The organism is Brevibacillus formosus, assembly GCF_003013405.1.
Taxonomy (GTDB): Bacteria; Bacillota; Bacilli; order Brevibacillales; family Brevibacillaceae; genus Brevibacillus; species Brevibacillus formosus.
Window position 1 is genome coordinate 120,840 of sequence record NZ_PXZL01000001.1, and the last position, 16,062, is coordinate 136,901.

The 16,062-nt window shown below is 47.8% G+C and carries 2 protein-coding genes (both running past the window's edge); both read left to right on the plus strand.

The genetic code is table 11. The annotated features are described in order from the left end of the window. Positions 1–5,630, plus strand: the end of a protein-coding gene (locus C7R91_RS00640) for an SDR family NAD(P)-dependent oxidoreductase (protein ID WP_047068490.1). 6,307 nt of this gene lie to the left of the window's left edge; only the last 5,630 of its 11,937 coding nucleotides appear in the window; its start codon lies beyond the left edge, outside the window; it ends in the stop codon at positions 5,628–5,630. Next, a protein-coding gene (locus C7R91_RS00645; protein WP_047068489.1) for a non-ribosomal peptide synthetase crosses the window boundary here: on the plus strand, positions 5,627–16,062 show its 5' portion. The gene runs 11,002 nt beyond the window's last position; 10,436 of the gene's 21,438 nt are visible here — the first part of the coding sequence; the start codon lies at positions 5,627–5,629; the stop codon falls past the right edge of the window. The genes C7R91_RS00640 and C7R91_RS00645 overlap by 4 nt, the downstream gene beginning before the upstream one ends.

Below are 16,062 nucleotides of genomic sequence, written 5' to 3' on the forward strand. Positions count from 1 at the left end.
AAGAGCGGTTCGCTGTGATCGTCAAGTCGATCTCCGAGCTTGAAGCGAAGCTAACGCATTTTCTGGAAGATGAGGATGATAGACAAGACCTGTTCACGGGTCAGGTAAAGCGGAATAAGGAAACAATGGATGTTTTCGCCGCAGATGAAGATTTGCAACAGGCAATCGATACATGGATCACCAAAGGGAAATACGCAAAGATTTTGCAGATGTGGGTACAGGGACTGATTTTTGACTGGAACAAGCTCTACGCGGATACGAAGCCTCGTCGAATCAGCTTACCTGCTTATCCTTTTGCAAGAGAGCGCTATTGGCTGCCAAAGGTGGAGTCACAAGCCGTGGGTTTTACCGCAGGAGCGCTGGCTTACCTGCATCCCTTGCTGCATCAAAATACGTCTACACTTTCGGAACAACGGCACAGCTCGACGTTTACAGGGCAGGAGTTTTTCTTGAAAGATCATGTCGTGAAGGGGCAAAAGGTCTTGCCTGGGGTTGCTTATCTGGAGATGGCAAGAGTGGCGGTGGATATGGCAGCCGGTGTCCGATCTGATAACCAGTCGGCGATTCAATTGAAAAATATCGTGTGGGCGAAACCAGTTATTGTCGAAGATGCACCGATCCACGTACACACGGGACTATACCCGGAAGAGAATGATGAAATCGCTTTTGAAATCTACAGCCAGCCAAGGGAAGCCAAGGATAATCTAGTAGTACATAGCCAGGGAAGAGCAGTACTACGATCAGCTATGGAAGTGCCGATGCTCGACCTTTCTGCCATTCAAGCACAGTGCACAAAGAGTAGTTATAGCTTTAGCCAATGCTACGAAACGTTTCAAGGGATAGGACTGGAATACGGCCCATCACACCAAGGGATTGAGAAGCTGTTTGTCGGGCCAGACCAAGTGCTGGCGAAGCTGATCTTGCCTTCTTCTGCTACCGATACAGCAGGAAAATTTGTCCTCCATCCGAGTATGATGGACGCCGCATTACAGGCATCGCTCGGTCTCATGATGGGCACAACCGACCTTCAGCCATCCCTGCCTTTTGCCTTGGAAGAATTGAATATTTACAATGCTTCTACAGCTGCTGCATGGGCTTGGGTTCGATATAGTAACGGCAGTGCAGCTACGCAAAGAGTACAGAAGCTGGACATTGATTTGTGTGATGAGCAAGGCAAGGTTTGTGTAAGTATGAAGGGATTCACAACAAGGGTGCTCGAAGGTGAAAAAGCCGCCGGAGTTGCAAATTACAAAGGTACAGATGAAGCAGGCAAAATCACTAGTACGCTAATGCTGCAGCCTGTTTGGATCGAAAAAGCCATTCCTAGGGAAGCCAAAGCTCCTGAATATGAACAGCATGTGGTGATGCTCTGCGAACCAGGGAGGATTTCTTGGGAAAGCATGTCATCTCAGATAAACGGTGCACGATTCCTCGTGTTGCAATCTGATCAGCAAGGCATAGCGGAACGATTCCAAGCGTATGCCCTTCAGACGTTTGAAGAAATAAAAGCTCTTCTTCAAGCAAAGCCAAAGGGGAAGGTGCTGGTTCAGATTGTTGCTCCTTTTAAAACGGAACAACGACTGTTTGCTGGAATAGCTGGACTGTTGAAAACCGCACAGATCGAAAACCCGAAAGTAATCGGACAACTGATCGAAATCGATTCAATCGAAGATTCAGCGGAATTGGCGGAGAAGTTGAGAGCAAACAGCCTTTGCCCAACCGACTGCCAGATTCGCTATCAAGTAGGGAAAAGATTTATTGCGGGATGGAGTGAAGTTGCGGCCGCACAGCATGAAGCAAGCATCCCTTGGAAAGACAACGGGATTTATTTGATTACGGGCGGAGCAGGTGGTTTGGGACTTATTTTTGCCGAAGAAATGGCGGAGAAAGCCCGTGGCATCACCTTGATTCTGACGGGACGCTCTGTGCTGACTGAGGAGAAGCAAGCAAAGCTTCGCAAGCTTGCGGACAACGGGGCAAGAGTCGAATATCGCCAAGTGGATGTCACAGAGAAACAGGCAGTGGAGGATTTGATCCAAGGCATTCAAGCAGAGTTTGGTGAACTTCACGGGATCATTCACGGGGCGGGCGTGACTCGTGACAGTTTTATCCTGAAGAAAACCAAAGAAGAGGTACAAGCAGTTCTTGCGCCAAAGGTTGCGGGACTGATTTATTTGGACGAAGCGACTAAGGGGCTGAATCTGGATTTCTTTGTGCTCTTTTCTTCAGCGGCTGGAAGCTTGGGCAACATGGGCCAAGCAGATTATGCGACGGCCAACGCCTTTATGGATAACTACTCGGCTTACCGCAACGAGCAGATCGCGCTAGGCGAACGGCAGGGTCAAACCATCTCCATCAATTGGCCTCTGTGGAAAGAGGGCGGAATGCAGGTAGATGAACAGACAGAAAAGAGCTTGTGGGACGACCTGGGCATGGTTGCTATGCAGACGGCTTCGGGTATCGACTGTTTGTATCGGGGGTTAGCTTCGGGACAAGATCAGTTGATGGTCATGGAAGGTGATCTTGCACGAATGAAGCAAAGGCTGATGGGAGCAACGGAAACCTCCGTGACCTCAACAGCTCATTCGAGCAGCTTGCAAAGTGAAGTTCAATCGTCTTTGCTGAAAATGGTCGCTGATTTGCTCAAGGTTGATAGAGAGGATATGGAAATCCACGCTGAGCTCCATGAGTACGGCTTTGACCAGATTAAGCTGACCGAATTTACAAACAAGCTGAATCAAGCCTATGAGCTTGAACTGACTCCCTCTGTATTGGTAGAGTACCCGACGCTTTTTGCTATCTCCCAGCACTTGATGGATGCATACCAAGATCGATTCATACAAAAGTTCCAACTAGCAGAGAGTGCAAGCACCTCCGCAAAAACGGAGAAAGAACAGCCTGTTTCCATTGGACAGCAAGATGTGCTTCGGACAAAAGTAAGGGAGTATCTGAAAAAGGAAATTTCCGCTGTTATCAAGCTCCCTGCTTATAAAATTGATGAGGAAGCTCCGTTGGAGAAATACGGAATCGACTCGGTTATGGCAATGCAATTGACCAATCAATTGGAAAAAGCATTCGGTTCGCTGTCAAAAACGTTGCTCTATGAATACCAAAACATAGAGGATTTGACAGGCTATCTTTTTGCTCATCATCGAGACAAAATCATCGAAATCATGGGGGCTGGGAAAACCGAAGAGACAAGTGCAATAGAGCATGTTGGTAATGTACTGCCTGCTGCTGACTCCATAACCGAGCATCGCCGTCGTTTCTCACGGTTTGTTACACGTGAGCAAGCAAACAAACAAACAACATCTGACCTCGACATTGCTATTATTGGTGTTTCCGGTCGCTATCCGCAGGCTGCCAATATACAAGAGTTCTGGAACAATTTGCGGGAAGGCAAGGATTGCATTACAGAAATTCCGCAAGAGCGCTGGGATCACAGCTTGTATTTTGACGAGGATAAGAACAGACAAGGAAAAGCATACAGCAAATGGGGTGGCTTCATAGACGGTGTCGATCAATTTGATCCGCTGTTCTTCCATATTTCTCCTCGTGAAGCGGAAATGATGGACCCTCAAGAACGTCTTTTTCTGGAAACCGTGTGGAATCTGCTCGAAGAGGCGGGACACACGCGAGAGGTATTACAACGTCAATATGAGAATAGAGTCGGCGTCTATGTAGGGGCGATGTATCAGCCGTATCACGCATTCGATACGGATATGGAACAGGGCTCGATCATTTCCCTGTCTTCCTATCACTCGATTGCCAACCGAGTCTCTTACTTCTTTAATCTGCAAGGTCCAAGCATGGCGATTGATACAGCGTGTTCTTCATCTGCCATTGCCATTTATCATGCCTGCGAAAGCTTGATTAAGGGAGAAAGCTCGCTTGCTATCGCGGGTGGCGTGAATGTTTCGATCCATCCTAAGAAATACCTAGGCTTAAGCCAGGCCCAAATGATCGGAAGCCACGCCGACAGCAGAAGCTTTGGAGATGGAGACGGATATTTACCAGCAGAAGGCGTAGGTGCTGTACTATTAAAGCCTTTAGCCAAAGCGATTGAAGATGGAGATTCCATCTTAGCCGTCATCAAATCAGCCGCGACCAATCATGGCGGACGGACCAATGGGTTTTCCGTGCCTAATCCCAACGCACAAGCGCAATTGATAGAAGAAAATTTTGCTAGAGCGGGCATAGATCCACGGACGATCAGTTATGTGGAAGCCGCCGCTAATGGCTCGCTGCTGGGAGATCCGATTGAGTTGAAGTCGTTAACGAATGCTTTTTCGAAGCAGACGGACGATGTCCAGTTTTGTGCGATTGGGTCGGTGAAATCGAATATCGGTCACGCCGAGGCGGCTTCTGGTATTTCTCAACTGACGAAGGTGGTTTTACAGCTACAGCATCAGGAGTTGGTTCCCTCTATAAAAGCGGAGCCGTTGAACCCGCATGTCAATTTTGCAGAAACACCTTTTTATCTGCAAAAAGCTCGACAAAAGTGGGATCGACCTGTGGTGAGAATCAATGGAGAAGAACGAGAGATTCCACGCAGGGCGACAATCAGTTCGTTTGGAGCAGGCGGGTCTAATGCTCATTTGATTCTCGAAGAATATATTCCGCCACAGACAGAGATGAAATCCATTCCTTCAGCCATTTCACCTCAGATCGTGGTATTCTCGGCAAAAAATGGTGAGCGATTGCGAGCCGTCGCCAAGCAGATGCTTGCATTTGCTCAGACGCAAGCGTTTTCCTTGGCGGATTTTGCCTATACGCTCCAAGTGAAACGAGAAGCTATGGAATGCAGGCTGGCTATGGTGGTTCAAGATCGAGATGAACTGATTCATGGATTACAGGCGTATTTGGAAGCGGTCGAACAAGGCAATGAGCCAGTTGCATCGATTCCTATCTATACAGGAGATCTTGAAGAAGACCATGGAGGAGTGAGAGATCTTCTTTCAGGCAAGGTAGGAGATACGGTATTGCAGGTTCTTTTAGCAGAAAACAATCAGGAAAAGCTTGCCCTTCATTGGACACAGGGAGGTAAAATTCCTTGGGAATCCTTGTATCCACAAGAGCGTCGCACGCTATCCCTGCCTACCTATCCTTTTGCCAGAGAACGCTATTGGCTCTCCACTTACGAGAGTGAGCAGCAGCTTGGAACTGAAACGGTCAATCCATCTATTGAAAAAGCGACGTTAGCGATTGATATCAACCCGGACAGCCCAACAGAAGAAAATATCGAGCGGGATATGGCACAATTTCTCTCACGGGAGTTGCACCTTTCGGAGGGGCAAATCAAGCCAAACAAATATTTCTTGGACTATGGCATGGATTCGATCATGGTTACCAAGTTGATTCGTCATTTAGAGCAACGCTGGAATATCAAGATCAGAGGGCGGGAAGTGCTGGAGAACCCGACGATGAAATCCTTGGCTCATCTAGTTGCGATAAAAATAAAAGAGTGGAGTCATAAAGAGATCGCTTCCACTACAGATTTCGAAACAATGTCTCAGAATAGCGGTGAACGGACGGAGAATCCGGCAGTCGGTATGTTGCAAAAATTCAAAGAAGGCCTGCTAAGCTTGGAAGAGATCGAACAGTTAATCGACAAAGGAGGGATGATATGATGCGACGGGAAATCCTCATGGCTTACAAAGAAGGTAAGCTGTCTGCTGCGGAAGTCCAAGAGAAGCTTCTGGAGCTGGAAACCCCATCGTTTACAAGTCCTCTGTCCGTCGGGCAGCAAGGATTGTGGATGTTGCAAAAAATGTCTCCTACGATGAGTGCTTATAATGTCCCGTTGTGCTTTTGCATTCGACAGAAATGGGACGTCGCCCTATTTAAACAGGCTTGCCATCTTATGCTTAAACAGCATCCGATTTTACAAAGTTCGATTATGGAAAAGCATGGTGTTCCGTATCTGCTTCAACGACCGGAGCACTCGCTTGCCATTGAGCAGGAGGACATCTCACACCTAACGTCCCAGGATGTTTTGCCGTATCTCAGGAAAAAAGTAAAAGAGCCCTTTTCATTGGAAAAGGGTTCTTTGCTTCGCATTCATCTATTGTCGCGTTCCGAAGAAGAGCATTTTGTCCTGATTACGATTCATCATATGATCTTTGACGGACATTCCTCCTTGCTATTCCTACAAGATTTGGTCCAAGCCTATATCGAGCTGGTTGAAGGAAAACAGCCAAAAGTAACACCAAATACAACCGTTTACGCTGACTTCGTAAAGTGGGAACAGGACATGATGGCGAGCGCGGAAGGCGGGGAGCATCGTTCTTACTGGCTGGAGCAATTGTCAGGGACGCTTCCGCAACTGGAGCTCCCTGCCGATCGCCCGCGTTCTTCTGCACCAAGCTTTGAGGGGCAGGTTTTTACGCATGTATTTTCAAGAGAATTGAGTCAGCAGGTGAAGCAGCTCTCCAAGCATTACCGCATGAACCCATCAGTTCTCTTGTTAGGGATATGTAAAGCCTTATTGTATCGTTATACAGGTCAAACAGATGTGATTGTCGGCATGCCGACGATGGGACGTCCAGAAGAGAGATTCGATTCTCTGATCGGTTATTTTGTCAATATGATCCCCATTCGCAGTCAAGTAACGGGGGAAAAGCCTTTCTCCCAGTTCATTCGGGAATTGCAGCTTACGCTGATTGACGGGATGGATCACGCTGTCTATCCCTTTCCAGCGATGGTTCGCGAGGCGAATATTCCTCGACTTCATGGGAATTCACCCGTATTCGATATCATCTTTACCTACCAAAATTTTCTGCAATCGCAAAACTTGCAGCGATTTTATGATGAATGTCAGAACAAGCTTGCCATCGAATTGATTGAGGGTGTTCATCAAGAGGGTGAGTATGAATTTGAGTTAGAGGTGTTTGAGCAGGAAGCCGAGTTTGTATTGAATTTGAAATACAATCCGCATGTATTTGATCAAGTGACGATACAACGGATGGCAGGGCATTATCAAAATATCGCAAACGAAGTGATCAAAAATCCTGACATCACTTTGGATGAGATACCACTTATTTCAGCTGAAGAACGAAACATGCTGCTCGTTGAGTGGAATGCGACTGAAGCGGCATTCCCACAGGCTTTATGCATCCATGATTTGTTCGAGAAGCGAGTCCAACAAACACCAGATGCCGTGGCTGTTGTTTATGAAAACCAATCATTGACCTACCGTGAACTGGATGAGCGGGTTACCAAGCTGGCAATCTATTTGCAGACAGAGGGAGCAGGTCCTGAAGCTACAGTAGGGATATGTGTCGAACGCTCCCTGGAAATGGTCATCGGTATTTTAGGCATTCTGAAAGCTGGCGCAGCTTATGTTCCATTGGACCCAACCTATTCCACTGAGCGGTTGGCATACATGGTGGAAGACAGCAAGAGCACTTTGGTGCTTACCCAAGCTCGCCTTTTGGACAAGTTATCTTCAGCCGCAGGAGAAAATACGAAATGCATCGTGTTAGACAGGGAGTGGGAAGAAGTTGAGCGGACGGCCCAGCGCCAAAAAACGCTCAACCGGATAGTAAACCCAAGCCATCTAGCTTATGTGATTTATACTTCCGGAAGCACAGGGAAACCCAAAGGGGTCATGGTGACTCATGAAAGCATCATCAACACCCTCTTTTTCCTTGAATCTCGTTATCCCGTTATGGAGAACGATGTTTATCTGCTAAAAACCAACTATGTGTTTGATGTTTCTTTGTCCGAGCTGTTTGGTTGGTTCATTGGTAGAGGACGTCTGGTCATTCTTCCGCCAAATGGGGAGAAGTCACCAGAAATGTTAGCTGAATCGATCGTGAAGCATCGCGTGACTCATGTCAATTTTGTTCCAGCGATGCTGAATGTCTTCGTCAACGGTGTCGGAGAGAATCAGCCATTTCTACAGCATTGTCCGTTAAAATATGTGATGGTTGCAGGCGAAGCCTTTCCAAAAGAGCTGGTGAAAAAGACGGTTGCCACTTTTCAAAAGGCGAAGATCGAAAATATTTACGGACCAACGGAAGCCTCTATTTATGCGGCATGGTTCTCCTGCTCTGAAAATGAACTGGTCAGCAGCAATACACCAATTGGTAGACCTGTCGCAAATACGCAACTTTACATCGTTGATCGGCATATGAATCCCGTGCCAGTTGGTGTGCCAGGAGAGCTTTGTATTGCAGGAAAAGGCTTGGCTCGTGGGTATTTGAATCGCCCAGAGCTGACCGCAGAGAAGTTTGTAGATAACCCGTTTACACCTGGAACCAAATTGTACAAAACAGGTGATTTAACACGCTGGCTCCCTGATGGAACGATTGAGTATTTAGGCCGAATCGATCATCAAGTGAAAATTCGAGGCTTTCGAATTGAATTGGGTGAGATCGAGAGCCAACTCATGGCTCATCCACAGATCCAAAGCGTTGTCGTGTTGGTAAAAGAAGAGGGAGATCATAAACGGTTGGTTGCTTATTATGTTCCGAAAGCAGGTGCCAACCATGAACAGCTTGAGCCCTCAAAATTACGGGAATATTTGAGAGAGAATTTGCCAGAGTATATGCTCCCGGCATTTTTTGTTTCCATGGATAAAATTCCGTTAACCGCTAATGGAAAAGTGGATCGCACAGAGCTGCTGAGTCAAAAGCTGGTGGTCACCCAGGCGAAGAAGCAGAGCCTCCCGCAATCTGATATTGAGCAAAGGACTTTGAAAATTTGGCAGGATATCCTGAATGTAGAGGGGATCAGTACAGAAGATGGCTTTTTCGATGTAGGCGGAGATTCGATTCTCGCTACCATGGTTGTAGCCAAAATGACGGAAGAGTTTCAGTGCGATCTAAACGTGACCACTCTGTTTAAGTACGTTAATATTCGAGAGATTAGCGAATATATCGCAGCAAGGAAAGAGAAGGAATCGGATGAGCAAGCGGATTTTGTCAATCCGAACCAAGCAATGCCGTCTAGCGAAGGACAAGCGGAGGAGGCATATCCTGAATACTATGAGGATAGCATCGCGATCATTGGAATCTCCTGCCACTTCCCGGGAGCGAAAAATCATAGAGAGTTTTGGGAGAATTTACGAAATGGCGTAGAAAGTGTACGTTTCTTCTCTGATGAGGAAATCAATCAATTACACCTGCCTGATGAATACTTGCAGAATCCGAACTTTATTCCGGTGCAGTCCACGATAGAAGGAAAGGATCACTTCGATCCAGGATTCTTTCACCTTTCAGCCAGAGACGCAGAATTTATGGACCCGCAGTTTCGACTGTTATTGACCCATTCATGGAAAGCATTGGAGGATGCGGGGTATACACCGAAACAGGTTCCGCAGACGGGTGTATTTATGTCGGCGAGCAATAGTTATTATCAAGCGCTCTTGCCGCATTTCACCAAGGAATCACCGAATGTCATGAAAGACCCCAATGAGTATGTCTCGTGGGTTTTGGCGCAGGGTGGAACGATTCCCACGATGATTTCTCATAAAATGGGGCTGAAGGGACCGAGCTTTGCCGTCCATTCCAATTGTTCCTCCTCATTGGTTGGCTTGCATTTGGCTTATCGCAGTCTGCAATCGGGTGAATCAAAAGTGGCTTTGGTAGGGGGCGCAACTATTTTCCCTACGACTTATACAGGGTATGTCTATCAAGCTGGATTGAACTTTTCCAGTGATGGTCATTGCAAGACGTTCGACGCTTCAGCAGACGGCATGATCGGTGGAGAGGGAGTCGGCGTGGTTGTCCTCAAAAAAGCTACCGAGGCTATCAAGGACGGGGATCATATTTATGCCCTCATGAGAGGAATTCGCATCAATAATGATGGGGCAGATAAAGTCGGATTTTATGCGCCAAGTATAAAAGGGCAGGCTGAGGTGATTCAGCAAGTATTAGATGACACCAAGGTTCATCCTGAAACGATTAGCTATATCGAAGCGCATGGAACAGGCACTTATTTAGGAGATCCGATAGAATTTGCGGCGCTCAATGAAGTGTATACAAAATACACATCCAATAAACAGTACTGCGGACTTGGATCGGTGAAAACCAATATTGGCCATCTCGATACAGCCGCAGGGTTAGCAGGCTGCATTAAAGTAGCATTGAGCTTATACCATAATGAGATTCCTCCCTCGCTAAACTATGAAAAGCCGAATCCGAATATCAATTTGGATCAGTCGCCGTTTTATGTGGTTGATACGCTCAAAAAATGGGAGGATGCACCTGTTCCCCACAGAGCGGCGTTAAGTTCATTTGGTCTGGGCGGGACGAATGCTCATGCGATTTTTGAACAATGCAAGGTTGGGACAGAAACTAAGCGTGTCAGCGTGAGTGATGATAACAACCATCGGGTTTATTTCGTGCCGTTATCAGCTAAAAACGATGATCGTGTTCTGGCGTATGCCCAGCAACTCGTTGATTTCCTTAAAGATAATCATGAACGAGTTCATATTGCAGATTTGGCCTATACTCTCCAAATCGGAAGAGAAGCGATGGAGAGCAGGGCTATTTTTATTGTCAAAGACACTGAGGAACTCATTCAAAAGCTGAGTGACTTTTTGAGTGGAGCCGAACAAACAGCGGGTAGCTTTCAAGGGAACGTAAGGCAAGCAAGCCAAGAAGTTTCTCTATTAAAAAAGAATGGGTCTAATCGTGAGTTATTTACCAAGCTGTTTGCAGAAGACGAAGGAAAAAAAGCAGCCGAGCTGTGGAGCAAGGGTCTGGATATCGAGTGGGAAGTCCTGTACAACGATGCAAAGCCGCGTCGCATCAGCCTGCCTACCTATCCATTTGCTGAGGAGTCCTATGGGGTTCCTGAGAAAGTGTACAAGGAATCGGGAGTGGCTTCTGTACAAATTTCGCCAATCTCTTCAGCTACTCCAACGACAGAAACGCTTCTTCTCCAACCGTGCTGGAACGAACAGGAGATCAGTCAAAAAGCTGGTTCACCTGCTTTTGCAGAACATCTGGTGATTCTTTGTGAATGGGCAGAGGAATTCAGCACGCGTATCGAATCCGAAATGAACGGAGTGCGCTGCCTGGTCTTACAAACACAATCACACGAGGAAGGTATCGCAGAACGGTTCCATGCCTACACCGTCCAGGTATTCACGGAAATCCAGCGAATCCTTGCCAATAAACCAAAGGGAAAAGTCCTGCTTCAGCTTGTTGTGCCTGCCAAAGAGGAACAGCAATGCTTCTCCGCCCTCGCTGGTTTGCTGAAAACGGCGCACTTGGAGAATCCCAAGCTGATTGGACAGCTGATTGAAGTGCAGGCAGAGGACAATCCAGCGGAATTGGTCCATAAGCTGCAACTAAACAGCACCGATGAGAACAGTAAGCATATTCGTTATCAGGATGGCAAGCGGTGGGTGAGCGGCTGGACAGAAATGAAAGCTTCTGGGCAAGCCGAGCATGTTTGGAAAAATGACGGGGTCTATCTGATTACGGGCGGTACAGGCGGATTAGGCATGATTTTTGCCGAGGAAATCGCTCAGCGAACGAAGGGAGCGACAGTAATTATTACGGGTCGTTCTCCCTTGGATGAAGAAAAGACAGCCAAATGCAATGGATGGATAGCACTAGGAGCCAATATTCAATATCGTCAGGCTGACATCACACAAAAGCAGGCGGCAGAAGAGTTATTCCAAGCCATCAAGCAAGAGTTTGGCAGCCTTACTGGCATTATTCATAGTGCGGGAGTCATTCGCGACAGTTTCATCATTAGAAAAACAACGGATGAACTGGAACAAGTGCTGGCGCCAAAAGTTTCTGGACTGGTGCATCTCGATGAAGCAAGCAGGGATATGGCGCTCGATTTCTTTATCCTTTTCTCTTCTGGTGTGGGGTGCTTCGGTAATGCGGGGCAAGCCGATTATGCTGCTGCCAATGCCTTTATGGATCAATATGCCAAGTATCGCAGTGGTTTGGTGAAGACAGGCGAACGACAAGGCCAAACACTCTCCATCAATTGGCCGCTGTGGAAAGATGGCGGTATGCGTGTTGATGAAGCGACAGAGAAGATCATGGAGGCCAGAGGCATGATCGCGATGCCGACTGCAAGCGGCATACAGGCGCTGTATCAAGGGGTGGCTTCCGGCGCTGTGCAGATGCTGGTTATCGAAGGCAATCTGCCAACACTCAAGGAACAGTTGCTAGGTACTCCTGTCGTGTCACAGCTCGATTCTGCGCCGATGCAAGATGCGAAGCTGTCAGTCGATGCAGGCGTGTTAAAAGAGAAAACACTCTATCAGCTAAAAGTGATGTTCGGTCAAGAGACAAGACTGGGAGCAGGCAAAATCGCTGTCGATGAACCGTTCGAAACATACGGAATCGATTCGATTATGGTGATCCAGCTGAATAAAAAGCTAGGTGATGTCTTTAGCGAATTGTCCAAGACCGTCTTGTATGAATATCAGACTCTTGACACCCTTGCAGATTATCTTGTCGCGGATCATAGGCAGGAATGCATGAAGTGGACGGGGCTTGATCGTCAGGGTGCGGTCAATCGCGGAACATCAACATCACTCGTGCGTAACGACCGCGCAACATCCGGTTATGAACCGACTCGCAGTGCAGCCGTGCAATCAGGAAAGCAGATAGCGCGGGAGCCGATTGCCATAATCGGCATGAGCGGACGTTATCCAAAAGCGCGATCGCTGCACGAGTATTGGGAGAATCTAAAATCTGGAAAGGATTGCATCACAGAAATTCCGGAAGAGCGCTGGTCACTGGATGGCTTTTTCGAGCCTGATCCGGACAAAGCAGTGGCAGAAGGAAAAAGCTATGGCAAATGGGGCGGCTTTGTAGACGGATTCGCTGACTTTGACCCTCTCTTTTTCAATATGTCCCCGTGGGAAGCGATGCATTTCGATCCGCAGGAACGGTTGTTTATGGAGTCTTGCTGGGAAGTGCTGGAGGATGCTGGTTATACGAGACAACAGCTTGCGGAAAAGTACAATCGACGGGTCGGAGTTTTTGGAGGGATTACAAAAACGGGGTTCAGTTTGTATGGACCTGATTTATGGAAGCAGGGTGAATTGATTTACCCGCACACCTCGTTTAGCTCACTGACGAATCGTGTTTCCTATTTCCTCAATCTCCAAGGTCCGAGTATGCCGATTGATACGATGTGCTCCGCTTCGCTCACAGCCATACATGAGGCGTGCGAGCATTTGTATAACGGGGATTGTGAACTGGCGATTGCCGGCGGAGTCAATCTGTATCTGCATCCTTCCAGCTATGTCTTCTTGTCAGCGCTGCATATGCTATCCGTAGATGGACAATGCAAAAGCTTTGGGCAAGGCGGTAACGGTTTTGTACCAGGAGAAGGCGTAGGTACAGTACTGCTCAAACCACTGTCGAAAGCCATTGCGGATGGCGACCATATCTATGGATTGATTCGTGGTACCAGTGTGAATCACGGCGGAAAAACTAATGGCTATACGGTACCGAATCCAACTGCTCAAGGAGAGCTGATTCGCCAGGCATTGGATAAGGCAGGTGTTAATGCCAAAACGGTTAGCTATATCGAAGCGCATGGAACAGGCACGGAGCTAGGCGATCCGATTGAAATTACGGGTCTCATCCAAGCCTTCCGCAAGGATACTCAGGATACGGGATTTTGTGCGATTGGCTCCGTTAAATCCAATATTGGTCACTTGGAAGCGGCGGCTGGAATAGCAGGAGTGGCAAAAATATTGCTGCAAATGAAGCATCAGCAGCTAGTCCCAAGCCTGCATGCGAAAGAGCTGAATCCGAATATTCCGTTCGCGAAAACGCCTTTTGTCGTTCAGCAGGAATTGGCTAAATGGAAGCGACCGCTTATTGAAGTGAATGGCGAAAGAAGAGAATTCCCGCGAATTGCCGGAATTTCTTCTTTTGGTGCAGGAGGGTCAAATGCACACGTTGTGATTGAGGAATATATTCCTGAGGTCAAGGAGCGTCCGTCGATTACGGTCAGTCCGCAAAATCCGGCGATCATCGTCCTGTCGGCGAAGAATAAGGAGCGTCTCGTCGAACAAGTGCAGAGACTGTTAGCGTCGATTGAGGAGCAATCATTTACAGATGTGGACCTGGCTGATATTGCGTATACGCTGCAAGTGGGACGCGAGGCAATGGAAGAGCGCCTGGCCCTCATGGCGAGCTCGCTTTCAGAGTTGGTAGAGAAATTGCAAAGCTTTCTTGCAGGAGATGACAACATTGCCGACCTTTATCGTGGTCAGGTAAAGCGCAGCAGAGAAACAGCAGACATCTTCGCAGGCGATGAAGAATTGCAAGAAGCGATTGAAAAATGGATGCAACGCAAAAAATTCTCCAAGCTTCTCGATTTCTGGGTGAAGGGCTTGAATATTGACTGGAATAAGCTTTATGACGACAAAAAGCCTCGTCGGATCAGCTTGCCTGCCTATCCTTTTGCCAGAGAGCATTACTGGCTGCCCAAACCGAAGACACAGCCGTCCACTCACACACAAGGCACGCTTGGAATGACTGCTTCCCTGCATCCTTTGCTGCATCAAAATACTTCGGATCTTTGTGAGCAAAGATTCAGCTCTACTTTTGATGGTCAGGAATTCTTTTTATCGGATCATGTTGTAAAAGGAAAGAGAATCCTGCCTGGGGTTGCTTATCTTGAGATGGCTCGAGCTGCTGCGGATCTAGCAGCAGGAGCGTTGGAAGACGAGCAATACGCGATGGAGCTGAAAAATGTCGTATGGGCGCAACCGATTGTGGTGGAAGAAAAGCCAGTTCAGGTACACATCGGTATTTATCCTGAGGATAACGGCGACCTTCACTACGAGATATACAGCGAACCGCAAGTAGACCAGGCTGAATCGGTGGTACACAGTCAAGGGAGTGTGGTGTTTGCAGGGATCACCGCTGCACCCACGCATAATCTCGATGCGCTCAAAGCCCAATGCAGCTATCGCACGCTTCATGCCAGTGAGTGTTATGAAGCCTTTCAAACAATGGGACTTGTCTATGGGCCAGCTCAGCAAGGAATCGAGCATGTGTATGTGGGAGAGGGACAAGTATTGGCCAAATTAGCCATGCCTTCCAAGGTTGCCGAGACGCAAGGAGAATTCGTCTTGCATCCGAGCATGCTGGATTCGGCCTTACAATCCTCTATCGGATTATTGCTGGGCACAGGCGATACAGCGATTCTGAAGCCAATTCTGCCATTTGCACTGGAGAAGCTGAGCATTTTTAGCCAAACTTCTTCCCGGATGTGGGTATGGATTCGGCAGGCTGGCGGCAATAGGACGGGAGACAAGGTACAGAAAGTAGATATTGATTTGTGTGACGACCGAGGAACGGTTTGTGTGCGTATGCAGGGCTTCTCGGCAAGAGTGCTGGAAGGCGAAGTAGAGGCGATGGATTCTAAAGGGAAGCTCGGAACGCTGCTGGTTCATCCCGAGTGGAAGGAACGAGCGGTTGTGAGCAACGCCGAAGTCCCTGACTATGCACAGCGAGTCGTGATAATGGTAGAACCGGATCGTGTTTCTTGGAACAATCTCCAAGCCTACTTGAATGGAGTCCGTTGCATTCCTTTGCGCTCCCCGCAAAAAGGCATTGCCGAGCGTTTCATTGATTATACGACGCAGGTAGTTGAGGAAATTCAAGGGATTTTCAAGCAAAAAGTACGCGGCAAGGTATTGGTTCAGATTGTCGTTCCCGTGCAAGTGGAACAGCCGTCTTTCACCGCTTTCTCTGGACTCATGAAAACGGCGAAATTGGAGAATCCCAACCTGATTGGTCAGGTACTGGAGGTAGAATCGGGCGACGACGATTTCGAGATTGCTAAAAAAATAAATGAAAATGCACGCTGCCCATTGGATGTTCAGATTCGATATCAATCTGGAAAGAGATATGTAGCTGAGTGGGTAGAACTGGATGCTCCACAAGAGACGAGCATTCCGTGGAAAGACGGTGGGGTTTATCTCATCACTGGCGGGGCAGGCGGGCTGGGTTATATTTTTGCCAACGAAATTGTACAGAAGGTTCAACAGGCGAACCTGATTCTGACAGGACGTTCCCCATTGGATCAAGAGAAGCAAGGTAAGCTCCATGACTT